General features: G+C 66.4%; 21 protein-coding genes. 20 read left to right on the forward strand and 1 reads right to left on the reverse strand.

What is annotated here, in order from left to right:
- Positions 1-3: 3 nt before the first annotated feature.
- Positions 4-219 (forward strand): hypothetical protein, encoded by a 216-nt coding sequence (locus tag LK10_RS20350; protein ID WP_043128126.1) that lies wholly within the window; start codon positions 4-6, stop codon positions 217-219.
- A 52-nt stretch (positions 220-271) separates the two neighbouring features.
- On the forward strand, positions 272-1,546 hold the full coding sequence (mshC, locus tag LK10_RS20355) for a cysteine--1-D-myo-inosityl 2-amino-2-deoxy-alpha-D-glucopyranoside ligase (protein WP_043128128.1): 1,275 nt from the start codon (positions 272-274) through the stop codon (positions 1,544-1,546).
- A gap of 61 nt (positions 1,547-1,607) precedes the next feature.
- Here mshC and LK10_RS20360 read toward each other — a convergent pair whose 3' ends face one another.
- The gene (locus tag LK10_RS20360) at positions 1,608-2,507 is read right to left on the reverse strand and encodes a proteasome assembly chaperone family protein (protein ID WP_043128131.1); all 900 of its coding nucleotides are present in this window, start codon (positions 2,505-2,507) and stop codon (positions 1,608-1,610) included.
- A gap of 106 nt (positions 2,508-2,613) precedes the next feature.
- Here LK10_RS20360 and LK10_RS20365 point away from each other — a divergent pair, with 106 nt between their 5' ends.
- The 18 genes from LK10_RS20365 (at position 2,614) to LK10_RS20450 (ending at position 23,244) form a co-directional block, all read left to right on the forward strand.
- Positions 2,614-3,363, forward strand: coding sequence for an HAD family hydrolase (locus LK10_RS20365; protein WP_052207639.1), 750 nt, complete (start codon positions 2,614-2,616; stop codon positions 3,361-3,363).
- The gene (locus tag LK10_RS20370; protein WP_043128133.1) at positions 3,360-4,538 is read left to right on the forward strand and encodes a site-2 protease family protein; all 1,179 of its coding nucleotides are present in this window, start codon (positions 3,360-3,362) and stop codon (positions 4,536-4,538) included. The genes LK10_RS20365 and LK10_RS20370 overlap by 4 nt, the downstream gene beginning before the upstream one ends.
- 39 nt (positions 4,539-4,577) lie before the next feature.
- Positions 4,578-5,594, forward strand: a complete 1,017-nt coding sequence (locus LK10_RS20375) for a tRNA (adenine-N1)-methyltransferase (protein WP_052207640.1) — start codon at positions 4,578-4,580, stop codon at positions 5,592-5,594.
- A gap of 166 nt (positions 5,595-5,760) precedes the next feature.
- Complete coding sequence (arc, locus tag LK10_RS20380; protein ID WP_043128135.1) at positions 5,761-7,512, forward strand: proteasome ATPase; 1,752 nt, start codon at positions 5,761-5,763, stop codon at positions 7,510-7,512.
- A gap of 23 nt (positions 7,513-7,535) precedes the next feature.
- The gene (gene dop / locus LK10_RS20385) at positions 7,536-9,185 is read left to right on the forward strand and encodes a depupylase/deamidase Dop (RefSeq protein ID WP_043128136.1); all 1,650 of its coding nucleotides are present in this window, start codon (positions 7,536-7,538) and stop codon (positions 9,183-9,185) included.
- A 93-nt stretch (positions 9,186-9,278) separates the two neighbouring features.
- A complete protein-coding gene (locus LK10_RS20390) occupies positions 9,279-9,482 on the forward strand; it encodes a ubiquitin-like protein Pup (RefSeq protein ID WP_043128138.1) in 204 nt (67 codons plus the stop codon).
- 7 nt (positions 9,483-9,489) lie between these two features.
- A complete protein-coding gene (prcB, locus tag LK10_RS20395) occupies positions 9,490-10,299 on the forward strand; it encodes a proteasome subunit beta (RefSeq protein ID WP_043128140.1) in 810 nt (269 codons plus the stop codon).
- A 1-nt stretch (position 10,300) separates the two neighbouring features.
- Positions 10,301-10,999, forward strand: coding sequence for a proteasome subunit alpha (prcA, locus tag LK10_RS20400; RefSeq protein ID WP_043128142.1), 699 nt, complete (start codon positions 10,301-10,303; stop codon positions 10,997-10,999).
- A gap of 43 nt (positions 11,000-11,042) precedes the next feature.
- Positions 11,043-12,419, forward strand: a complete 1,377-nt coding sequence (gene pafA, locus LK10_RS20405; RefSeq protein WP_043128144.1) for a Pup--protein ligase — start codon at positions 11,043-11,045, stop codon at positions 12,417-12,419.
- A 102-nt stretch (positions 12,420-12,521) separates the two neighbouring features.
- Entirely contained in the window at positions 12,522-13,457 is a 936-nt protein-coding gene (locus tag LK10_RS20410) for an FKBP-type peptidyl-prolyl cis-trans isomerase (protein WP_043128146.1), read from the forward strand.
- Between the two features lie 54 nt (positions 13,458-13,511).
- Entirely contained in the window at positions 13,512-13,907 is a 396-nt protein-coding gene (locus LK10_RS20415; RefSeq protein WP_043128148.1) for an FKBP-type peptidyl-prolyl cis-trans isomerase, read from the forward strand.
- A gap of 73 nt (positions 13,908-13,980) precedes the next feature.
- The gene (locus LK10_RS20420) at positions 13,981-15,954 is read left to right on the forward strand and encodes a helix-turn-helix transcriptional regulator (protein ID WP_043128150.1); all 1,974 of its coding nucleotides are present in this window, start codon (positions 13,981-13,983) and stop codon (positions 15,952-15,954) included.
- A 9-nt stretch (positions 15,955-15,963) separates the two neighbouring features.
- Entirely contained in the window at positions 15,964-16,320 is a 357-nt protein-coding gene (locus LK10_RS20425; protein ID WP_043128152.1) for a hypothetical protein, read from the forward strand.
- Between the two features lie 26 nt (positions 16,321-16,346).
- Positions 16,347-16,649, forward strand: a complete 303-nt coding sequence (gene tatA / locus LK10_RS20430) for a Sec-independent protein translocase subunit TatA (RefSeq protein WP_043128154.1) — start codon at positions 16,347-16,349, stop codon at positions 16,647-16,649.
- A 44-nt stretch (positions 16,650-16,693) separates the two neighbouring features.
- Entirely contained in the window at positions 16,694-17,488 is a 795-nt protein-coding gene (tatC, locus tag LK10_RS20435) for a twin-arginine translocase subunit TatC (RefSeq protein WP_043128157.1), read from the forward strand.
- 9 nt (positions 17,489-17,497) lie between these two features.
- Positions 17,498-20,434, forward strand: coding sequence for a DEAD/DEAH box helicase (locus LK10_RS20440; RefSeq protein WP_043128159.1), 2,937 nt, complete (start codon positions 17,498-17,500; stop codon positions 20,432-20,434).
- Positions 20,435-20,484: 50 nt separating this feature from the next.
- Positions 20,485-22,140: an amidohydrolase gene (locus LK10_RS20445; protein ID WP_052207641.1), complete on the forward strand. Its 1,656-nt coding sequence runs from the start codon at positions 20,485-20,487 to the stop codon at positions 22,138-22,140.
- A gap of 369 nt (positions 22,141-22,509) precedes the next feature.
- Positions 22,510-23,244, forward strand: coding sequence for a polyprenol monophosphomannose synthase (locus tag LK10_RS20450; protein WP_043128161.1), 735 nt, complete (start codon positions 22,510-22,512; stop codon positions 23,242-23,244).
- Positions 23,245-23,301 lie beyond the last annotated feature (57 nt).

Genomic DNA, 23,301 nt, shown 5'->3' on the forward strand with positions numbered 1-23,301 from the left:
GCCATGAGCATCGACCCACGCGTGGCCCTCGGTTCGCTGACGGCGGCACTCGAGGAGCACCTCGTGGCCGCGGCCTCCCGGCGTGGTGACGACGATCCGGCCGTCGAGGCTGCCTATTTCGCCATTGCCGATGCGTTCGAGGCCTACGCGGACGCGCTCTACGACGCCTACGGCGAGGACTTGCCGATGGACCTCCTCGACGACGGCGACGACGGCTAGGAGCCTGTGTACCTGTGCAGAGCGCATCGCGCGGGGCACTAGGCTTGAGGGCGTGAAGACTTGGCGTCAGGTTCCGGTTCCCTCCCTTCCCGGCCAGAGCGGGGCGATTCGGCTCTGGGACTCTGCGCGGAACGAGATGGCCGAGATCCCTGTGGATGCCGAGCAATCGATGTACGTGTGCGGCATCACCCCGTACGACGCCACTCATCTGGGCCATGCCGCCACCTACGTTGCCTTCGACCTCCTCAACCGCGTGTGGCGCGACGCCGGAAGCGCGGTTGCCTATGTGCAGAACACGACCGACGTCGATGACCCGCTGCTCGAACGCGCTGACGCAACGGGCGTGGACTGGCGCACGCTTGCCAAGGAACAGATCGCCCTCTTCCAGCGCGACATGGAGGCCCTGAACGTCCTCCCGCCTGATCATTACATCGGGGCCGTCGAGTCAATTCCCTGGATCGTTCCCGAGATCGAGCGTCTCCTCGAAGAGGGATTGGCCTACCAGCTCGCGGGCGCGGAGGGCGAGCCGGACGGCGACGTCTATTACGACGTCACCGAGGCGACGCGCCGTGCCGACACGCCCGAGGCTTGGCGCCTCGGGCAAGTCTCGCATCTCACAGTCGCCCAGATGATTGAGGTGTTCGGCGAGCGGGGCGGGGATCCTGAGCGCCCCGGCAAGCACAGCCCGTTGGATCCGATCCTGTGGCGCGAGGCCCGTCTTGGGGAGCCGCGGTGGGACGGAGGCACTCTCGGACGAGGGCGCCCCGGGTGGCACATCGAGTGCACCGTCATCGCCCAGCGCTTCCTTCCTGCGCCCTTCACCGTTCAGGGAGGGGGTTCCGATCTCCAGTTCCCGCATCACGAAATGGGTGCAGGCCACGCGTGGTCCCTCCACCGGGTGCCGCTCGCGCGCCACTTCGCCCATACGGGGATGGTGGGCCTCGATGGGCAGAAGATGAGCAAGTCACTCGGCAACCTCGTGCTCGTCTCGAAGCTCAGGGCTGCTGGGGAGGCGCCAGAGGCCATCCGGTTGGCCATTCTCGCAAACCACTACCGCTCCGACTGGGAGTGGACCGCCGAGGTCTTCGAGATTGCGAAGGCGCGGCTGAACCGCTGGCGCGAGGCGATTCCCCGCGCGGGGCGCGGGTCAGCTGATCTTCTCATCGCCGAGATCCGTGGCGCCCTCGCGGACGATCTCGACGCTCCTCGCGCCCTCGCAGCGGTCGACAAGTGGGCAGACGACGCCCTCGCGGGCACCGAAGGGGAAGCGTCCGACGGCGCGCTCGTCGCCGCCGCTGTCGACGCGCTGCTCGGCGTGCGACTCTGACAATTCAAACCCTCGCGGCCTGCCCCTGACGCCTCAGCTGGTCGCGGGTGCCGCTGACGCCTCAGTTGGTCGCCCCGCCGTCCTTGCCCCTCCGCTTGAGGTAGCGCTCGAACTCGCGAGCAATCGATTCCCCTGTCGCCTCAGGCAGGTCGGCAGTGTCCTTCGCCTCTTCGAGCTGTTGGATGTAGGCGGCGATTTCAGGGTCCTCGGTGGCGAGCTCGTTGACTCCGCGCTCCCAGGCCTCTGCGTCCTCGGCAAGCTCGTTGGTCTCGAGCGGCACCTGGATGAGCTCCTCGATGCGGTGCATCAGGGCAAGCTGAGCCTTAGGCGAAGGGGCCTGGGCGACATAGTGCGGCACGGCAGCCCAGAGCGAAACCGTCGGAATCCCGTGGTGGTCCGCCGCATCCGCGAACACCCCTACGATGCCCGTCGGCCCTTCGTACTGGGACGCTTCGAGATTGAGCCGCTCCCGGAGGTCGCCGGCCTCGCTCGTGGCGGTGACCGGAATGGGACGGCTGTGCGGGACATCCGCGAGGAGCGCGCCCACGACAATCAGGTAGTCGACGTCGAGATCCTCGACGTACTCCATCAGGTCCTCCGTGAACCCCCGCCAACGGTAGGAAGGCTCCGTGCCCTGCACGAACACGAGGTTGATGGGGTAGCCCTCGAGGCGCGCTGTGGACACGCGGGTTGAAGGCCAGCGGATGCGGCGGCGGCCGGAACCAGAGCGACGAACCGTCGGCCTCGTGAACTGGAAGTCGTAGTAGTCATCGGCGTCGATGGCACCGACCTTCTGAGCACCGAACTGGCGCTTGATGGCCCTGATGGCCTCACTCGCTGCCTCGCCGGCGTCGTTCCAACCCTCGAAGGCCGCGAGCATGACCGTAACCCGTTCGCCCTCTTCAGGCGTCGGAAAGAGGCCAGGATGGGGGGCCGGAGCGTCGGCGTCGAACTCATTCATCGCTCCAGACTATGACCAAGCGGGCCGCTTCGCAGGGCCTGTCCAGCAGTCGCCCGCAAGTTTCGCGCACGGAGGACAGGCTGAGGGTCCACGTAGACTGGTCCATATGCGCCTTCCCGCCCAAACCGACGCCGTGCCCGACGCCGATTCCGACACAGCACCCCTGCGTGCCGTCCTGTGGGACATGGACGGAACGCTCGTGGACACCGAGCCGTATTGGATCGTCGCCGAGGGGGAACTGGTCGCAGCTCACGGCGGGACTTGGAGCCATGAGCAGGCCATGCGGCTCGTCGGGCAGGCCCTCCCCACATCCGCAGGAATCCTCCAGGACGCGGGAGTGGCCCTGGACAAGCGCGAGATCATAGATCGGCTCACGGAACGCGTGATCGAACAGCTCGGCGAGGCCGTCCCGTGGCGGCCGGGTGCGCAGGAGCTACTCGCGTCGCTGTCCGAGGAGGGCGTCGCCTGCGGCCTCGTCACAATGTCCGAGCGACCGATGGTGGAGAAGATCCTCGATCAGCTGCCTACGGGGGCGTTCAGGGCAGTTGTCACGGGCGACGCCGTGACGCACGGCAAGCCGCACCCGGAGCCCTACCTCAAGGGTCTCGCGCGCCTCACGCACGAAATCGACGGGTTGACCCCGAGTGAGTGCGTCGCGATCGAGGATTCCACTCCCGGCGCGTCGTCGGCTGAGGCTGCCGGCCTCACGACGATCGTCGTCCCCAGCGCCGTTGCTGTCCCGCCCGAACTAGGCGCCGCGCAATGGGAAACGCTCGCGGGGCGTACCCCCGCCGATCTGGCCCGCGTCCTCCTCGCACGGAATTCGGCGGACTTCGTCGGTCAGGCGCGCGCATGACCTCCGGCGACCCACACCCCCAGCACGACGGGGGCGCGCACAGTCATGCGTCTGAAAGCCGGGCGCGCGACGGCATAAAGCTTGGTCGCATCGCGGGTGTTCCCGTCTACCTTGCTTATTCCTGGTTCCTCATCGCCGGCTTCACGGTTGTGGTGTACGGGCCCACGCTTGCGCTCCGCGAACCGCAGCTCGGCAACGGCGCCTACCTCGTGGCCTTCGCGTACGCCGTTCTCTTGCTGCTGTCCGTACTTGTACATGAACTGGCTCATGCACTCAGCGCGCGGTCCTTCGGGTGGCCGAGCCAGAAGATCGTCCTCAATCTATGGGGCGGCCACACTCAGTTCGAGGCCTTCACCGCTTCACCCCTGCGCTCCGTCGTCGTCGCTTTCGCGGGCCCGATTGCAAATCTGGTCCTTGCAGGCGCCGCGTGGCTCCTCGTGACCTCGGTAGAACTGACGGACGTGCCGAACATCCTGGCGAACATCTTCATGTGGGCCAACTTCCTCATCGGGCTCTTCAATGTGCTTCCCGGTCTGCCTCTCGACGGCGGCCGACTGGTCGAGAGCGTCGTCTGGAAGGTAACGGGTTCGCAGGAGAAGGGCACGATCGCCGCGGGCTGGGCAGGTCGCGTCGTGGTGGCAGGCATCGTCTTCTTCGGCCTCGTCCTCCCATGGCTCCAAGGCGAGGCGCCCGATATCTCGTTCACTCTCGTCATGCTCCTTGTGGCCGTATTCCTCTGGCAGGGCGCGTCGGCGTCGATCCGGAACGCCGGTTTCCGGAGCCGCCTTCCTAGCATCGTGGCTGGCCGGCTTGCAGTTCCCGCCGTGGGAGTGCCCAACTTCGCCTCTGTCGATCAGGCTGTGCAGGCGGGCGCAGGCCAGGGGGTCGTCGTCGTCCTCTGCGCGCCGGACGGCAAGCCGCAGGGCGTCGTCGATCCCGCAGCCATTGCCCGCGTACCTGACGAGGCCCGGGGGAGCACCCCCGTGACCGCCGTTGGATACGCGCTCGCGCCGGGCGCCTATGTGCCTGAGAGCGCATCCGGCCAGGAGCTTGTCCAGTACCTCGCCCAGCTTCAGGGCACCGAGTATGCCGTCATCGACGCGGCAGGCCTGGTCGTCGGTCTGCTCAGCCAGCGCGCCGTGGTGTCAGCTATCTCCGGCCGCCCGGCCCGCTAGCAGACCCCGCTCATCCCACCACATTCGAAGAAGGGACCCATGACCGAGAGCAGCACCCCGATCTCCCCCGAGCTCGTGCCCGAGCCCACCGGAGCCGCCAACCGACGGGGCCCGTTCCGGGTAGGGGAGCGCGTCCAGCTCACCGACGAGCGCGGGCGGATGAACACGATCACGCTCGAGGCCGGCGGGGCGTTCCACACGCACAAGGGGTTCCTCAACCACGACGTGATCATCGGGGAACCCGACGGCTCTGTCGTGACTAACACGGCGGGACATCAGTACCAGGCCCTCCGCCCGCTCCTCTCGGACTTCGTGCTGTCGATGCCGCGCGGCGCCGCGGTGGTGTACCCGAAGGACGCAGGCCAGATCATCACGATGGCGGATATCTTCCCGGGGGCCCGCGTGGTCGAAGCCGGAGTCGGTTCCGGGGCCCTCTCGATCTCCCTTCTCCGCGCCGTGGGCGACTCCGGCTACCTCCACTCGTTCGAGCGTCGCCAGGAATTCGCAGACATCGCGCGTGGGAACGTCGAGACCATCTTCGGCGGCCCGCACCCCGCGTGGCGGATTTCCCTGGGCGACTTCCAGGACGAGGTTGTGCAGGCGGAGGAGCCGGGATCGGTCGACCGTGTGGTGCTCGACATGCTAGCGCCGTGGGAGTGCCTCGATGCCGTCGCCACCGTTCTCGCCCCGGGCGGTGTCTGGATCAATTACGTGGCGACCGCGACCCAGCTCTCGCGTACTGCTGAGGCCATCCGCGCCGACGGGCGCTTCACCGAACCCGACGCGTGGGAGTCAATGGTTCGGGGTTGGCACCTCGAGGGACTCGCTGTGCGCCCGGAACACCGGATGGTGGGCCACACAGGTTTCTTGCTGGTGACTCGTCGGCTCGCAGGCGGCGTGGCCCCTCTGGTCCGCAGGAAGCGTGCCAAGGGTGAGTTCGCGCAGGAGGACCTCAATGCGTGGACGCCCGAGTCCGTGGGGGAGCGACCCGTGTCGGATCGCAAGCTCCGCCGCGCCGCCCGTGACGCCCGGGCAGGGAGGACCGAGGAGTCCTGACTGCTTCCTCCGGGTGAATTAATCTCCGCGGAACCTTTCCCCAACGCCGAACATTGCGTGAATGTAACGCTTAGCTTCTCTGGTGCTCAAAGCGGTTTGCACAGGGCTAAGGAGGGCTAGTGTCGAAGTATCGGAATGTTCCGAGGCACGGGAGGGTGTGAGAGTGATGGAAGAGCGTGACGGCACCGGAACGGGTCGTGAGGACGCCACCGCACGAGCACACGCTGAGCAGTTGGGCGTCCTCGAGCGTCAGGTGAATGTCCTCCGGGACAAGCTCCGGACGGTGGACCGGCAGCTCTCGGCGGCCACGTCGAACAACACTCGCATGGCAGAAATGCTCCAGACGGCCAAAGGCGAGATCGTCCGCCTGAAGTCCGCGCTCGAGCACGAGGGCCAGCCGCCCTACAGCTATGGGACGATCGTTCAGCTCAACCGCCGCCGCCCGGCCGGCGGATCGGCCGCTGCGGTCACTGACGAGAGCGCGGACGTCGTGACTGCTGGCCGCAAGATTCGCGTGGGCCTGAGCCCCCTCGTGTCCATTTCGGAACTGAGCGTGGGGCAGGAAGTCCTCCTCAACGAGGCGTTCGAAGTAGTCGCAGGGCTCGGCTACGAGCGCTCGGGTGAACTCGTCACGATCAAGGAGCTTCTCGGCGCCGACCGCGTCCTCGTCATCGGACGAGGCGATGAAGAGCGCGTCCTGCGCCTTTCAGGTCCGCTCCAGCTCGAACAGCTTCGCGTCGGGGACGCCGTCTCCGTAGACAACCGCACCCAAACCGCTCTCGAGAAAGTGCCCCGCTCTGAGGTCGAGAACCTCGTGCTCGAGGAAGTTCCAGACATCAGCTACGCCGACATCGGTGGGCTTGCGTCCCAGATCGAGCAGATCCGGGACGCCGTCGAACTCCCGTTCCTGCATCCGGGCCTCTACCGCGAGCACGGACTCAAGGCGCCCAAGGGCATCCTGCTCTACGGCCCTCCAGGCTGTGGCAAGACCCTCATCGCGAAGGCCGTGGCGAACTCGCTCGCGGCGCGGGCGATGGAACGCGCGGGGACCCAGGACGTCAAGAGCTATTTCCTCAACATCAAGGGCCCCGAGCTCCTCGACAAGTACGTCGGCGAGACCGAGCGGCACATCCGCCTCATCTTCTCGAGGGCGCGGGAGAAGGCCTCGGATGGAAGCCCGGTGGTGGTGTTCTTCGACGAGATGGACTCGCTGTTCCGGACGCGCGGAACGGGTGTCTCCTCGGACGTCGAGACGACGATCGTCCCTCAGCTCCTGAGCGAGATCGATGGTGTCGAGCGACTCGACAACGTGATCGTGATCGGCGCGTCCAACCGCGAGGACATGATCGACCCCGCCATTCTGCGCCCCGGACGTCTCGACGTGAAGATCAAGATCCAGCGCCCGGACGCGGAGGCGGCCGCCGACATCTTCTCGAAGTACCTCACGAGCGAACTGCCGATCCACCCTGCGGATCTGGCAGAGCACGGAGGCGATCGGGCGGCGACCGTGAACCTGATGATCCAGCGGACAGTCGAGGCCATGTACTCGACCGACAAGGCGAACGAATACCTCGAGGTCACTTACGCCAACGGCGACACCGAAATCCTGTACTTCAAGGACTTCAATTCAGGCGCCGTGATCCAGAACGTGGTGGACCGCGCCAAGAAGTCTGCCATCAAGGATCTGCTGACGACCGGCTCGAAGGGCATCCGGGTGGAACACCTCCTCAGGGCGGTGGCCGATGAGTTCCGCGAGCACGAGGACATGCCCAACACGACGAATCCAGACGACTGGGCGCGGATCTCGGGCAAGAAGGGCGAGCGGATCACTTACATCCGCACGATCATCCAGGGCAAGGGTGGAAGTGAGCCCGGGCGCACGATCGAGACGACGCAGAGCACGGGCCAGTACCTGTGACCCCAGCCGTGAAGGGGAATGAAATGCCGAGCACCGAGCACGGTCCCGAGGGTCTTCCCGCGGGAGGTGCCCTTCGCGTCATGGGGTCTGAGACCGAGTATGGGATCCACGCTCCCGCGACGCCTGGTGCCAACGCAACGTATCTCTCCTCCCAAGTCATTGCTGCCTATGCGAAGCTCACGCGGGAGCGGCTCCACGCCTCGCCGGGCGCGGGTTGGGACTACACCGACGAAACTCCGCTGCGTGACGCGAGAGGCTGGTCGGTACGGCGCAATCAGGCTCATCCCGACCTCTTGACGGATCTGGAGCCGGTGCTGACCGCGGAAGGCGTGGCTCTCGCCCACGGTCCGGCCGAGCTCGAGCTCGACGGGGATCAGGAACCAGCGCTCATGAACCTCGTGCTCGGTAACGGAGCGAGGCTCTACGTGGACCACGCGCATCCGGAGTACTCGAGCCCCGAGGTGACGAACCCCCTCGATGCCGTCCTGTGGGACTCGGCGGGGGATGCGGTCGTGCTCACGGCGGTCCGTGCTCTTAGCTCGGACTCCGAGCGTGGGCCGATCAATCTCTACAAGAACAATACGGATGGCAAAGGCGCATCGTACGGCTCGCACGAGAACTACCTCGTGCCGCGCGCTGTGCCGTTCACGGACCTTGTCCGCGGGCTCACTCCGTTCTTCGTCACACGTCAGCTCGTGTGCGGCGCGGGACGCGTCGGCCTGGGTCAGGACGGGCGCACTCCCGGCTATCAGGTAAGCCAGCGGGCGGACTTCTTCGAGGCCGAGGTCGGGCTTGAGACTACGATGCGGCGGCCGATCATCAACACGCGCGACGAGCCGCATGCTGTTGCCGACAAGTACCGCCGGCTGCACGTCATCGTCGGGGACGCAAACTGCAGTCACGTTGCGAACTACCTGAAATTCGGCACCACCGCTCTGGTCTTGAGTCTTGTCGAGGCGGGCGCAGCCCCCGAGATCGAGGTGCACGAGCCCGTGGGCGCCATGCATCGGCTGAGCCACGACACCGCCCTCCGCGAGACGGTGCGCCTCCTCGACGGCCGCCGGCTCACGGGACTTGAGGTTCAGTGGCTGTACCTGGAGGCCGCAGCGAAGCTGGCGGCAGACGCCGGCGTCGCCGCTGAGCATGGCGGAGACGGGCACACGGCGACAGTCCTCCGCCTCTGGGAGCGCGCTCTTACCGATCTCGAGACGGATCAGGACGCCGCGTCGGGCTACATCGAGTGGATGGCGAAGCAGAGGGTGCTCGAGGGCTACCGGGCACGCGACGGTCTCGCCTGGAACGATGCCCGGCTGGGCCTGATCGACATTCAGTGGTCCGATGTTCGCCCCGAGCGGGGCCTCGCGTACCGGCTCATCTCGAAAGGAAGCCTCGAGCGCCTCGTCGACGACCGCGACATTGCGCGCGCTGCGATCGACCCGCCGTCGGACACACGCGCGTGGTTCCGCGGCAAGAGCATCCAGAGGTTCCCGGCCAACGTCGCGAGCGCAAGCTGGGACTCCGTCGTCTTCTCACCCCCGGGCAGCTACCGGCTCCAGCGGGTTCCAACCCGCGAACCGCTCCGCGGAACGCGGGCTCTCACGGAGCCGCTCTTCGAGGGGCACAAGGACATTCAGGGCTTTCTCGATGCCTTGCTCGGGGAACACCAGACGTAAGGTTCCGCAGGCCGCGTCGCGGCCGTGAAAGAGTGACAGTATAGGTTCCAAAGCCCGTCGCAGGGGCGCCGGGTTCGACGCAAGGAGGCGGCCATGGCCGGTCAGGAGCAGAAGAGCAGCCAGTCACGGGACGAGAACGAGGACGTCGACCCGGGCACGCCCGCGCCCGCGCCCGCCGCCCCTCAGGCGTCCGAGGCGACAGAGGGTGTGGACGACCTGCTCGACGAGATCGACGGCGTGCTTGAGAGCAACGCCGAGGAGTTCGTGCGCGGGTTCGTCCAGAAGGGCGGCCAGTAGGCCCAGGATGAACGACTTCCTCGCAGAACGCGTCGCCGCCCAGTCGACGTCGTCCTTCACCGAGCACCTTGCTTCAGCCCGTCCCGACCTGCTTCCCTCCAATAGGCTCCTTCCCACCGACGCGTCCCATCTCGCGCCGCACGGCACGACCGTCGTCGCCATCGCCTTCGCTGGCGGCGTCGTCATGGCCGGCGACCGCCGAGCGACGATGGGGAGCATGATCGCGAGCCGGCATATCGAGAAGGTCTTTCCGGCCGATCGCTATTCCGTGCTCGGGATTGCGGGTACAGCCGGCCTTGCGATCGATATCGTCCGTCTCTTCCAAGTCGAGCTCGAGCACTACGAGAAGATCGAGGGGACGCGTCTGAGCCTCGAAGGGAAGGCTACAAGGCTCGGGGCCATGATCCGCGCGAATCTCGGCCTCGCCCTCCAAGGACTCGCCGTAGTCCCGTTGTTCGCGGGGTTCGACTTGGAACAAGGCGTGGGCCGGCTCTTCTCGTACGACGTCACAGGTGGCCGGTACGAGGAGCCTGAGCACCATTCGGTAGGCTCGGGATCCGTCTTCGCACGCGGCGCGCTCAAGAAGCTCTGGCGACCGGGGCTTTCAGAGGAGGACGCCGTGCGAATCGCTGTCGAGTCGCTCTTCGACGCAGCCGACGACGATTCCGCCACCGGGGGACCTGACCCTCTGCGCCAGTTGTGGCCGGTCGTCTACACGGTGACTCGGGCTGGGCACAGGCGGGCGTCCGAACATGAGCTGAGCCAGATCGCTGGGGACATCTTCGAGCAGCGCAGCATCGCCGGACGGGAGGCCTGAAATGACCCAGCCGTTCTATGTCTCGCCCGAGCAGGTGATGAAGGACCGAGCCGACTTCGCCCGCAAGGGCATCGCACGCGGCCGTTCCGTCGTCGTGCTGAGCTGCCGCGAGGGGATCGCCCTCGTCGCGGAGAATCCTTCGCCGTCGCTCCACAAGATCGGGGAGATCTACGACAAGATCGCCTTCGCTGCGGTGGGCAAGTACAACGAGTTCGAGAGCCTGCGGCAGGCAGGTGTCCGGTACGCCGACGTCCGTGGCTATTCGTATGACCGGGTCGACGTGACGGGACGAGGCCTTGCGAGCGTGTACGCCCAGAGCTTGGGGGCCGTCTTCACTGCCGAGCAGAAGCCTTTCGAGGTCGAGCTCACGGTGGCAGAGGTGGGGCACGACGTCGGGTCGGACCATCTCTTCCGGCTCACCTTCGACGGCTCGATCGCCGACGAGCGGCGGTTCGTCGTCATGGGCGGCGCGGCCGAACGCGTGGCCGAGTCCGTGATTGCGGGCTGGAGCGCCGAGGCTTCGTTCACGGAAGCGATCCAGCTCGCCGCGAAGGCGCTCCGAGAGGATCGCACCGAGACTCCGCTGAGCCTCGAAGTGGGCGTCCTCGATCGCCACTCCGAGACCGAGCGCGGCGTCCGCCGTGCGTTCAGGCGGATTGCCGGCGAGGAGCTCGACGAACTCCTGGCCGTGCCTATCTGAGGCCGACCTCGTCCCGGACCAGCAACTAGTTCTAAGGAGCCGCGTGGACCGCCGCATCTTCGGTGTCGAGACTGAGTTCGGCATCGCCTACTCAAGCCCTCAGGGCCGTCCACTCGCGCCCGAAGAAGTCGCCCGCTATCTATTCCGAAAGGTCGTGAGCTGGGGGCGGTCCTCCAACGTGTTCCTGGGCAACGGCTCCCGCCTGTACCTGGATGTGGGGTCCCACCCTGAGTACGCAACGGCCGAATGCGACGACGTCGCCCAGCTAGTGGCGCATGACAGGGCGGGGGAGCGCATCCTCGTCGACCTTATTGACGAGGCCCAGAAGCGCCTTCGCGAGGAGGGCTTCGACGGTAGCGTCTACCTGTTCAAGAACAACACGGACACCGCGGGCAACTCCTACGGGAGTCACGAGAACTACCTCATTCCGCGGCGCACCGAGTTCTCGCGCCTCGCGGAGATCCTCATCCCATTCCTTGTGACCCGCCAGCTCCTGTGCGGGGCGGGCAAGGTTCTCCGCACTCCTCACGGACCCATCTACGCCTTCTCTCAGCGAGCCGATCACATCTGGGAGGGACTCTCGTCGGCCACGACCCGTTCCCGACCCATCATCAACACCCGGGACGAACCGCACGCCGACGCAGAGCACTTCCGACGGCTCCACGTCATCGTCGGTGACTCGACCATGGCAGAGACGACCACCATGATGAAGGTCGGAACGGTCGATCTCGTCCTCCGCATGATCGAGTCTGGCGTCATCATGCGGGACCTTCGGATGGAGAACCCGATCCGCAGCATCCGCGAGATTTCCCATGACCTCTCGGGCCGCGCCGTCGTCCGTCTCGCCAACGGCTCGGAGGTCACCGCCATCGACATGCAGCGGGTCTACCTCGAGAAGGTCACCCAGTTCGTGCAGGAGTACGGCGCGCACACCCCGCACGTGCCCCGCATCCTCGACCTGTGGGACCGCACTCTGACGGCCATAGAAACGGGCGACACGTCTCGGATCGACACCGAGGTGGATTGGGCCATCAAGAAGAAGCTCATCGACTCCTACTGCTCCCGCCACGACGTCGATCTCGATTCTGCACGCGTTGCTCAGCTCGACCTGACGTACCACGACATCAGCCCCGAGCGCGGACTCTTCTTCCTCCTGCAGCATCACGGCGGCGCCGCGCGGCTGATCGACGACGCCGCGATCAAGGAGGCGATGGATACCCCACCGCAGACAACGCGCGCAAGGCTGCGGGGCCGGTTCGTGCAGGCGGCGCAGGCCGCAGGGGCGGACTACACAGTGGATTGGGTGCACCTCAAGCTCAACGATCGAGCCCACCACACCATCCTCTGCAAAGACCCCTTCGCAAACGAGGATCCGCGGGTGGACGAGCTCCTCGATACGCTCCGTCCCTTCGCGGGGTAGCGCCGAGCGAGCGCTCACAGGCAGAGCCGTTACCCTAGAGGGGGCCGGAGGGCCCCGACCGACGCCACGGACGTGGCGGACACCCCCACAGGAAGTTGATCAGTGCGCCGACTCTTTGCGCTCTTGCTGCCACTCGCCCTGCTCCTTGCGGGGTGCAGTTCCGGAGGCTCGTCAGGCCAGCCCACGACGCAGGCGACGAGTCAGGACGCGGGCGACGTGAGCGCCCTCAGCTCGCTCAAGGTCACGACCACGGACAAGGCTCCGACCGTGGACTTCGCGAAGCCGCTCACCGTCTCTTCCCTTACTGTGAAGACGGTCCAGGAGGGAACTGGCGCCGCTGTGAAGGCGGGCCAGTCCGCCGTCGTCAATGTCCTCGCCCTCAAGGGGACGGACGGCAGCGTCCTCGGTGACACGTTCTCGTCGGGCCAGCCGGAAAAGGTCCCTGTCGACAGCAGCCTCCAGCAGCAGAACGCGACCCTCTACAACGCGCTCGTCGGCGCCAAGGTCGGCTCCTACCTCGCGTACGCGACGCCCCCGGTTAGCGCAGAGCAGGGCGGCGACGGTACGACCACGCTCCTCATCCTCAAGATCACGGACGCCAAGGATGTCCCGGCGCCGCTCTCGGGGCCCCAGGGGGACACCGTTACGCCTCCTCCGGGACTCCCCAAGGTGACGACCGATTCCAAGGGCGTCCCGCAGATCGACGTCAAGGGCGTCGCGAAGCCCACCAAGCTCATCTCCCAGGACCTCATCAAGGGCAAGGGCGCCGTCGTCCAGTCGAGCGACACCATCGTGGCGAACTACGTGGGCGTCAACCTCTCGGACGGCACCAAGTTCGACTCGAGCTATGATCGGGGCACACCCGCTACCTTCGCGCTGAGCCAGGTGATCCAAGGCTGGACCGACGGACTGACCGGGAAGACGGTCGGATCACGGGTTCTGCTGGTCATCCCCGCCGCCCAGGCCTACGGTGATCAAGGCCAAGGCGGGGCGAAGGGCGATCTCGTCTTCGTCGTCGACATTCTCGGCGTCCAGTAGGATTCCGGCTCGAGCCCCTTCCGCTCACAGATCCGCCCAAAGAGAGGAACAGTCATGTCCTTCGGACAGCGCAAGTACGATCGGCAGAAGCCGGAGATCGAGTTCCCCGAGGGGCCGGTGCCCAGCGAGCTCAACATCGTCGACCTGATCGAAGGCGATGGGCGTGAGGTCGCGCCCGGCGACACGGTCTCAGCTCATTACGTGGGAGTCGCATGGTCGAGCGGCGAGGAGTTCGACTCAAGCTGGAACCGGGGGGCGCCGCTCGACTTCCGGGTCGGTGTGGGACAGGTCATCCAGGGATGGGACCAGGGGCTTCTGGGGATGAAGCTCGGCGGTCGTCGCCGGCTCGAGATCCCCTCCGACCTGGCTTACGGCTCGCGCGGTGCTGGCGGGGCGATCGGGCCCAACGAAGCCCTCATCTTTGTCGTGGATCTCGTCGGGATCCGCTGAGGCTTGATTCGCCACTGGCCGCGGACGATTTCGCCGTCCGCGGCCAGTCGCGTGTTCCGGGTAGCCTGCACATGTGTCCCAGAAGAAGACCGAACGTCTCCTGAATCTCCTGATCGCCCTCCTTCACACGGAACGGGGGATCTCCCGCGATCGGCTGCTCCGGGACGTCTACGAGTGGTCACCGGGCGGGAAGCGAGACCGCGAGGCGGTCGAGCGACAGTTCGAAAGAGACAAGGCGGATCTGCGGGCGCTCGGCGCGGAGATCAGCGAACGCCAAGGCTACGAACGCGAGGACAGCTCGGCGACGACCTCGCTCTATCGCATCGACCCCAGCCTCTTCCGCCTTCCTGAGATCGAATTCACGCCGCAGGAGCAATCGCTGCTCGCCCTCGCCGGGCTCGCCTGTCAGGGCGCCCTTGCTGCGGCGCCGGCCCGTGCGGCCCTTCGGCGGCTTGAGGCAGCCGGAGCGCTTCCCGACTCGCCACCGTCGCTTGTGCAGCCACGCATCCGCATTGCTGATCCTCGTTATGCAATCCTCGCCGATGCGGCCTCCAAGCAGGCCGAGATCAGATTCCACTACTACGCGACCAGCACGGGGCGCGAGGAGGAGCGGTCGGTTCAGCCCTGGGGTCTGGGACAGCGCTACGGACAGTGGTATCTCGTGGGCTTCGACGTGGCGCGGGGTGCCGCCCGTGTCTTCCGCCTCTCGCGGATCCGGGGACGCGTCCTCGTCGGGACTGAGCACTCCTTTGACCCAGCCCGAGCCGGCGCTGTCCACGAACAGCTCGAGGAGCTCGCGGCGATGCCCGCACAGCATGCGCGTCTCCGTATCGCCGAAGGGCGCGCTCTCGAGCTCAGGATGGCCTGGACTCAGCTCCCTGCAGGTGACGCGCCCGAGGGCTGGGATGTGGGGGAGTACACCTATCAGGACCTGAGCGTCGCCGCTGATTACCTCGCGGGCTTCGGCGACGCGCTCGCTGTCGAGACACCCGACGAGCTTGCTGATGCCGTTGTACGGCGCTTCGAGGGGGCCCTTGCGGTCCTCGGTACGCAGGGAGCGCCTCCCGTGCCTGCTGGCCCTACTGCTCGACGCACTACGAGCTCGGACGAACGCCTCAGCCGGATCGTCGACCTTGTACCGTTCCTCATGCGGGGCCCCGTCCGGGTGGATGATGCTGCGGCTCGCTATGGGATCACCCCGCGCGAACTCCTCCAGGAGCTCGGCGCGCTCCAGTTCTCGGGTCCGACGGACCTCGGCGGATGGCAGGACCTCATCGACGTACAGGTAGACGACGACGTTGTGAGCCTGGCAAATGCTCCCGAGCTTGCCCGACCTCGGCGGCTCAGCATCGAGGAGGCGCTGTCGTTGCAGCTCGGCCTCCAGACTCTCTTGCCCATGGCGTCTGTGGACGAGCAGCCGAGCATTCGTTCCCTGGCGGAAAAGGTAAGTGCCGCAACGTTGAAGGGCGCGGGCTCGATTCCCGAAATCGACCTGAAGTCCGAACCGCAGCGCAACGCCGAGCTTCTTCCCGAACTACGCGCGGCGGTCGCCGAAGGAAGTACCCTTCGGCTCGAGTACCTGAACCCCACGAAGGACGAGCGCACCGAGCGCCTTGTGAATCCGCTGGGCCTGCGTTCGGACGGTGATCGATGGTATGTCGATGCCTATTGCCATCGGGTCGACGAACGGCGAGTCTTTCGGGTGGACCGCATCGTGGGCCTTGAGGCTGCGGCGCCCATACCGCTCCCTGCAGACTACGACCCCTTCCCAGCGCCACGGATGTTCGAGCCGCGGGACACCGACATCGTGGCAGTCCTGCGACTTGCGCCAGAGGCGTTATGGATCGAGCACGAATACGCTGCCGAGGACGGAATCGACCTCGAGGATGGCAGCCGGCGGGTGAAGATGCGCGTTTCCGGCCTCGACTGGCTTCCACGGTTCCTTGCCCAGTTCGGCGGCTCGGTGGCTTTGGAGGGACCGGAGGAGGCAGTCGAGGAGAGTCGGGCGTGGCTCGCGCGCGCGCTCCGCACGGCACGCAGCAGATAGGCTCTTCGCATGCCGTGGTGGTTCTGGATCCTGTTGTGGGCGGCGTTGCTTGCCGGCAGCGCCGTGATGGCCGCTGTCGGTGGCTTCTGGCTCGTCCGCAAGGCGCTCCGGGTCTTTCGCGACGCCGGTTCGTCGTTCGGGCACGTGGTCTCCTCGCCTCCTCGAACGAACGACGCAGGCGAGGGCGCGCGCCCCGGCACGGGTCAAGCCTTGGCGGGAAGCGCGGTGTTCGCCCGGCCGGATGAGGTGCGCCGCGTGTACGAACAGGGAAAAGCGGAGCGCCGTGAGGCACGACGCGCGCGGAGAGTCGCCCGGCGAACGCAGCGGGGGCAAGCACAGTCCCTCCGTGACCTAGGACTCATCTAGACTGGTAGAGAAGGAAAGGACTTCTAGTGGGACGACTCTTCGATAGCCCATGGCCTATCGTCATCATCATCGTTGTGGCGCTGCTTCTGTTCGCAGGCCCCAAGCTTCCGACCATGGCGCGGAGCCTGGGTCAATCCATGCGGATCCTCCGCTCTGAGGTCAAGGAGATGAGGAACGAGGGGGGCCAATCGCAGTCCTCGTCGTCGACCTCCTCGGCTTCGACCTCGTCTTCGGACGCCGGAGAGCCTCCCGTGGAGGGCAAGGTCATGCCGCCCAAGGGCGCTGAAGAGGGCGACGGCGGTACCGCCGGCCCGTCCCAGCGCGCCTGAGCGTGGCCGCGCCCAAGGGGCGGAAGGCCAATCCTGAAGGCCGAATGCCCCTCATGGAGCACCTTCGGGAGCTCAAGAACCGCCTCATCAAGTCAGCCGCAGGTGTGCTCGTCGGTGCCGTTATCGGCTGGTTCCTCTACGACCCAATTCTTGAGGCGCTTCAGCAGCCGGTCCGCGATATCGCCCAGCGGACCGGCGGGATCTCCGGGGTCAACTTCTCCACCGTCGGCTCGCCGTTCGACTTCAAGCTGCAGCTTGCCATTCAGATCGGCCTGGTGATTTCGAGCCCGATCTGGATCTATCAGATCTGGGCCTTCGTCATGCCCGGGCTGACGGTCAAGGAGCGGCGCTACACGCTCGGCTACATGGGCGCTGCGGTTCCGCTGTTCCTCGCAGGCGTCTGGATCGGCTGGATCGTGACCCCGAACGTGGTACGTGCACTCACGCAGTTCACGCCATCGGGGTTCTCCAACCTCATCGACGGGCGCGAGTACATCGACTTCGTGACCCACATGGTCCTCTTCCTGGGTCTTGCGTTCCTGGTGCCCGTTGTCTTGGTCGGCCTCAACACGGCTGGCGTTCTCCCGGGGCGGGTCATTCTCAAGGCGTGGCGCATCACGGTGCTGCTCGTATTCGTATTGGCTGCAGTCGCTGCCCCCGGGGCCGACGCCATCTCGATGTTCATGCTCGCTGTCCCACTGCTCGCGCTGTTCTTCGCCGCGATCGGTCTCTGTCTCCTCCAGGACAAGAGGAAAGCCCGCCGCCAGATCAAGGCCATGCAGGAGACCGAGGCCATCGCTGATACCCCTACGTCACGCGAGGACCTCGACAAGTTCTAGGCTGGACCTATGTCCACCGCCCCCGAGAACCTGACCCCGGCCGAGCGTTTCGCACTCGACGCAGAACGCCGGGCCTTCGCAAAGACCGAGCTAGGGGCGTTTTCGGCGGAGCTACCGTTCCCTCTCGATCCCTTCCAGCGTGAGGCCTGCCGCGCCCTCGAGGCTGGCAGGGGAGTCCTCGTCGCGGCTCCGACTGGCGCAGGCAAGACCGTAGTGGGCGAATTCGCTGTTCATCTCGCGCTACGCAAGGGTCTCAAGGCCTTCTACACGACTCCGATCAAGGCGCTTTCGAATCAGAAGTACACCGAGCTCGCCGAAGCCTACGGGCAGGACCGGGTTGGGCTCCTGACAGGTGACGTGACCGTCAACGGCGAGGCGCCCGTCGTCGTCATGACGACTGAGGTCCTGCGCAACATGCTGTATGCCGGATCGTCGACGCTCGACGGCCTCGGCTACGTGGTGATGGACGAAGTCCACTACCTCGCAGACCGCTTCCGAGGCGCTGTCTGGGAAGAGGTCATCATCCACCTTCCGAGGGACGTGCGCCTCGTCTCACTCAGCGCGACCGTTTCGAACGCGGAGGAATTCGGGGCGTGGCTCGATACCGTCCGCGGTGAGACCGACATCGTCGTGTCCGAGCACCGCCCTGTTCCGCTGTGGCAGCATGTCATGGTCGGCCGTCGACTTGTAGATCTCTTCGCCACACGGCAGTCTTTCGAGGATCTAGCCGACGTCCATGACCACGTCGGAGATGCAGCGGAAGGGGCGAGAGCGGCCGTCGGGCCCGCTTCCTCAGACGAGCCGCGCGACTTGACTGCGGTCAACCCCGAGCTGGTCGAGATCGCACGCCGCGAGGTGCACGCCCAGCACCGCTCCAGGTTCTCGCACGGCGGCCGAGCGAACCGGCGGGACGAACGCCAGCGGGGGATCAAGGCCGGCGCGGGTCGTGGCGAAACGGGCACGCAGACTGCGGGGACCCGGGCGAGCCGCCCGCAGATGATCCAGTCACTCGAGCGTCAGGGACTTCTGCCCTGCATCGATTTCATCTTCTCCCGAGCGGGTTGTGATGCTGCTGTCCAGCAGTGTGTGGACGCGGGCCTCGACCTCACGTCACCGGCCGAGAAGGCCGAGGTGTCGGCTGTCATCGAAGAGGCGGCGAAGGATCTGCCGCCCGCAGACCTCGGCGTCCTCAACTTCTGGTCCTGGCGCGAGGGCCTCCTCAGGGGGGTCGCGGCACACCATGCGGGTCTTCTGCCCGCCTTCAAGGAGGTCGTCGAGAAGCTGTTTGCAGTCGGCCTCGTGAAAGCCGTCTTCGCGACCGAGACCCTCGCCCTGGGGATCAATATGCCGGCGCGCAGCGTGCTCATTGAGAAGCTCGAGAAGTTCAACGGCGAGGCCCACGTCGACATCACGGCGGGGGAGTACACGCAGCTCACTGGACGGGCCGGCCGCCGGGGGATCGACGTCGAAGGCCACGCGGTCGTGCAGTGGCGCCCTGGGCTGGATCCCGCCGCTCTCGCGGGCCTCGCTTCGCGGCGCACCTACCCGCTCAATTCGAGCTTCCGGCCCACTTACAACATGAGCATCAATCTCGTGGCCCAGTTCGGTCGGAGGCGCACCCGCGAGATCCTCGAGAGTTCCTTCGCGCAGTTCCAAGCGGACCGATCGGTGGTCGGGCTCGCGCGGCAAGTGAGGGAGCGCGAGGAGTCGCTCGCAGGCTACGAGAGGGCGATGACGTGCCATCTCGGAGACTTCAGGGATTATCAGCGTCTCCGCGAGGAACTCACGGCAGCCGAGAAGTATGCGTCGCGGGAGGCGGGCCGGGCGCGGCGGAACATGGTCGTCGACTCGCTCGCGCGCCTCCAGCCTGGTGACGTGGTAGAGATCGCGCATGGTCGCCTCGGCGGCTCAGCAGTAGTCCTTTCGGCGGATACGAACGCACGCGAGCCGCGCCCCCACGTGCTCACGTTCGACCACAACCTCCGGCGGATCGGCTTCCAGGATATTGAAGGGCCGATCGAGCCGATCGCAAGAATCCGCATCCCGAAGCATTTCGACCCGAAGCGACCCAAGGACCGGCGCGACCTCGCCGCGTCCATGCGCCACGCCGTCAACCGCTCCCGCTCGGAAGGCCCGGAGACGGGCAGGAAGCGCCGCTCGCGCCGAGACTTCGCGTTCGCGGAAGGCTACGAGGACACGGAGCGACGCATCGTCGAACTCCGGAGGCAGCTCCGCGCCCATCCATGCCACGGGTGTGCCGAGCGGGAGGAACACGCCCGCTGGGCGGACCGATGGACGAAGCTTCGCAAAGAGACTGACCGGCTCGCGGAGCAGATTCGAGGGCGGACGAACACGATCGCCAAGACCTTCGACAGGGTCTGCGAGGTGCTCGAATCCTACGGTTGCCTCGAGCGGGCAGAGGGGGACGTTCGGGTCACCGACGAGGGTCAGAAGCTGCGTCGGATCTACGGGGACAAGGATCTTCTGACGGCTCTGGCGTTGCGAGCGGGCGCGTTCGACGACGTCGACGAGGCTGAGCTCGCAGCCCTCGCCAGCACCCTCGTGTACCAGGCGAAGCGCGACGAGCCTGGACTTCCGCCGAAGATGCCCAGCATCTCTCTCGATGTCGCCGTCGATGTGCTGGTTCGCGAATGGTCGCGGCTCGAGGACGTCGAGGAACAGCATCGGCTTCCCCGCACAGCAGAACCCGATTTCGGTCTGGTGTGGCCCATCTACAAGTGGGCGCGCGGGCGCGACCTGCAGAATGTGCTCTCGGGAACCGAGCTTGCTGCGGGCGATTTCGTTCGCTGGGTCAAGCAGGTCGTAGACCTTCTCGATCAGCTTGCAGACGTACCGGGGATAGAGCCTCGGCTCCGCCGCATCTGCCACGCCGCCATCGAGAGCATCAAGCGCGGCGTGGTCGCGTACTCGGGCGTCTCCGACTAGCTCCCGTCCCGCAGCGCCATCCGCTGCCGAACCAACCGAAAGGCACATTCATGTCCTCCGGGCACCAGCTCACTCTGTACCGCAACGGTTCCGTGTATTCGACGGCAGACCCCCTCGCCTCCGCGATGCTGGTCGACGGCGGCACGGTTGCTTGGGTGGGCTCCGAGCAGGCGGCGACCTCGATTGCCGATTCGAGCATGCGGACTGTGGACCTAGACGGGGCCGTCGTAACCCCGGGCTTCGTCGATTCCCACGTCCATGTTTCCGACACCGGCCTGGCGCTTCGATCGCTCGACCTGTCCGGCATTCGCTCGGCGTCCGAGCTGCTTCAGGCTGTCGAACAGGCTGCCTCGGCCGACAGTGGCACTCTGCACGGTCATGGTTGGGACGAGTCCGAGTGGGCCGATCCCGCTCTGCCCACGGCTGGGGAACTGGAGCGGGCCGCAGGGGGGCGCAAGGTCCTGTTGACCCGCGTGGACGTGCACTCGGCGCTCGTCTCGCCGGCGCTTGCCGCGGCTGCTGGCCTCGACGGCGCCGACGCGGGCCAGGCCGACGGGTGGAACGGCGTCGTAGCTTCCCAAGCCGCCCTGACGGCCGCGCGGGCTGAGGCTCGCCCCACCGATGAGCGTGAGATCCGTGCGCTGCATCGGGCCGCACGGGAGCACGCGGCGGCCCGAGGCTACGTTGCCCTCGTTGAGCACGCAGCCCCCCAGATCAGCGGGATTGAGGACATCCGCCTCCTCCTCGCGGCATCCGACGGCGACCCTGCCGAAGAGCCCAGCCTCCCCGAAGTCTTCGCCTACTGGGGTCAGCTGGCGCAGTCGGCCGAGGAAGCGCGCGAGATCCTTTCCTCGCTCGGCGTGCCCGTCCTCGGGCTCGCAGGAGATCTGAATATCGACGGCTCGATTGGGTCCCACACCGCGCTGCTTTCTGCAGATTATGACGACGCAGCGGGCCAACGCGGAACCGCGTACCTCAGCGCCGAACAGGTGGGCAGGCACCTCGCCGCATGCTCGGAGCTGAGGGTCCAAGGCGGCTTCCACGTGATCGGCGACGCCGCCCTTGAGATCGCACTCGATGGCCTGGCCCTTGCGTCCGAACTCGCAGGTTCCTCGGCTGTGCGGGCGTCCGGACACCGGCTCGAGCACGTCGAGATGGCGTCTCCCGACGCGATCTCAGCACTTGCAGGCTACGCGGTGACCGTAAGCGCGCAGCCGCTTTTCGACGCTGCCTGGGGCGGGGAAGGAGGCCTCTACGAGCGTCGGCTCGGCGAACGAAGTACGCGGATGAACCCCTTCGCCCGCTTTGCTGCAGCCGGGGTGCCAGTGTGCTTCGGGAGCGACAGCCCCGTGTGTGAGCTTGACCCGTGGGCGAGCATCTCAGCTTGCCTGCGTCACTCGAACCCATCAGAGCGCATTTCGGCGCGGGCCGCATTCATAGGCCACACGAGGGCCGGATGGCGCGCGATCCGACATCGCGATCCGCTCATGGGCCAGCTGGTGCCTGGCGCACCCGCAAGCTTCGCTGTCTGGGAGGTCGATGAACTGATGGTCCAGGTCGCGGACGAGCGCGTCCAAGCCTGGAGCACTGATCCTCGCGCGAGGACGCCGCTCCTTCCCGCTCTCGACACCGAGAACGCTCCGCGGTGCCTTGCGACAGTCCACCGAGGGCAGGAGCTCTACCGGGCCGAGGGTTTCGGGGCCTGAGACCGAGCGGGAACGCGGCCCTCGACACGAAATTCTGGGTCGTTTTCACGTCCCGGAAGGTGCTCCTGAGCAGGAGAAACACCCGTCTTCGCAGGTGGGGGGACGGTTGACACACCGGACGGGCCACGTAGGATCGATTGACATCGGGCCGCCGCTTGCGGAAGGCCCAGTCGCTGCCCATCGCGGGCGGTGGCACTGCCCTCGGGGCAGGCCCACGTGTCAGTAGAAAACAGTCGGGGGACTGACCAGCTGCCAGCCCCGCGACTGGCCCGAAGGCGCGTGGGCCTGCCGACGAGCTGGATATAATGGTCGACTGTGCCCTCGCGCGGGGGCACGGACCCGTTAACCAGCCTCGAAAGGGACTCCTGCGTGCGCATTTTGACGATCATCCCGACGTACAACGAGCTCGAGTCCCTCCCCAAGACACTTGGCCGCCTGCGCTCTGCCGTTCCCGCGTCCGATGTCCTGGTGGCAGACGACAACAGCCCTGACGGTACGGGTGAGCTCGCAGACCGCATCGCAGCCGAAGATCCGCAGGTCCATGTCATGCACCGCAAGGGCAAGGAAGGCCTCGGAGCCGCCTACATTGCGGGTTTCAAGTGGGCGCTAGAGCGGGACTACGACGTCGTGGTCGAGATGGACGCCGACGGGTCACATCAGCCCGAGCAGTTGCCGCGCCTCCTGGAGGCCGTTGAACAGGGCGCGGATCTCGTAATCGGCTCTCGCTGGGTGCGGGGCGGAACAGTCGTCAACTGGCCGGTCTACCGGCAGGCCATTTCGCGCACCGGCAGCACCTACGCCCGCCTGATGCTCGGCCTCAAGATCAAGGACATGACTGCGGGTTACCGCGCGTTCCGTCGCACGACCCTCGAGAAGCTCGACCTCGACGCCGTGGAATCGGTTGGCTACGGCTTCCAGGTGGACCTTGCTTGGCGCGTAGCGAGGATGGGGCTCAAGGTCGCGGAAGTGCCCGTCACGTTCGTCGAGCGTGAGCTCGGTGCTTCCAAGATGAGCGGCAACATCGTGGTCGAGGCGATGCTCAACGTCACGAAGTGGGGTCTCTCAGACCGATGGAAGAGGGTCACGCACCGCCGGCAGCGATAGCCTTCGAAGAGCTTGGTGCTTCACTAGGCGCGACTGCCGGAACGCGCGCAATTGCCG

The organism is Sinomonas humi (assembly GCF_000802235.1).
In the GTDB taxonomy this organism is placed as follows: Bacteria; Actinomycetota; Actinomycetes; order Actinomycetales; family Micrococcaceae; genus Sinomonas; species Sinomonas humi.

Coding starts and splice junctions, on each gene's coding strand:
- LK10_RS20350 (WP_043128126.1), top strand. CDS start 4: ATGAGCATCGACCCACGCGTGGCCCTCGGTTCGCTGACGGCGGCACTC.
- LK10_RS20360 (WP_043128131.1), bottom strand. CDS start 2,507: ATGAATGAGTTCGACGCCGACGCTCCGGCCCCCCATCCTGGCCTCTTT.
- LK10_RS20365 (WP_052207639.1), top strand. CDS start 2,614: ATGCGCCTTCCCGCCCAAACCGACGCCGTGCCCGACGCCGATTCCGAC.
- LK10_RS20370 (WP_043128133.1), top strand. CDS start 3,360: ATGACCTCCGGCGACCCACACCCCCAGCACGACGGGGGCGCGCACAGT.
- LK10_RS20375 (WP_052207640.1), top strand. CDS start 4,578: ATGACCGAGAGCAGCACCCCGATCTCCCCCGAGCTCGTGCCCGAGCCC.
- arc (WP_043128135.1), top strand. CDS start 5,761: ATGGAAGAGCGTGACGGCACCGGAACGGGTCGTGAGGACGCCACCGCA.
- dop (WP_043128136.1), top strand. CDS start 7,536: ATGCCGAGCACCGAGCACGGTCCCGAGGGTCTTCCCGCGGGAGGTGCC.
- LK10_RS20390 (WP_043128138.1), top strand. CDS start 9,279: ATGGCCGGTCAGGAGCAGAAGAGCAGCCAGTCACGGGACGAGAACGAG.
- prcB (WP_043128140.1), top strand. CDS start 9,490: ATGAACGACTTCCTCGCAGAACGCGTCGCCGCCCAGTCGACGTCGTCC.
- prcA (WP_043128142.1), top strand. CDS start 10,301: ATGACCCAGCCGTTCTATGTCTCGCCCGAGCAGGTGATGAAGGACCGA.
- LK10_RS20415 (WP_043128148.1), top strand. CDS start 13,512: ATGTCCTTCGGACAGCGCAAGTACGATCGGCAGAAGCCGGAGATCGAG.
- LK10_RS20425 (WP_043128152.1), top strand. CDS start 15,964: ATGCCGTGGTGGTTCTGGATCCTGTTGTGGGCGGCGTTGCTTGCCGGC.
- tatC (WP_043128157.1), top strand. CDS start 16,694: ATGCCCCTCATGGAGCACCTTCGGGAGCTCAAGAACCGCCTCATCAAG.
- LK10_RS20440 (WP_043128159.1), top strand. CDS start 17,498: ATGTCCACCGCCCCCGAGAACCTGACCCCGGCCGAGCGTTTCGCACTC.
- LK10_RS20445 (WP_052207641.1), top strand. CDS start 20,485: ATGTCCTCCGGGCACCAGCTCACTCTGTACCGCAACGGTTCCGTGTAT.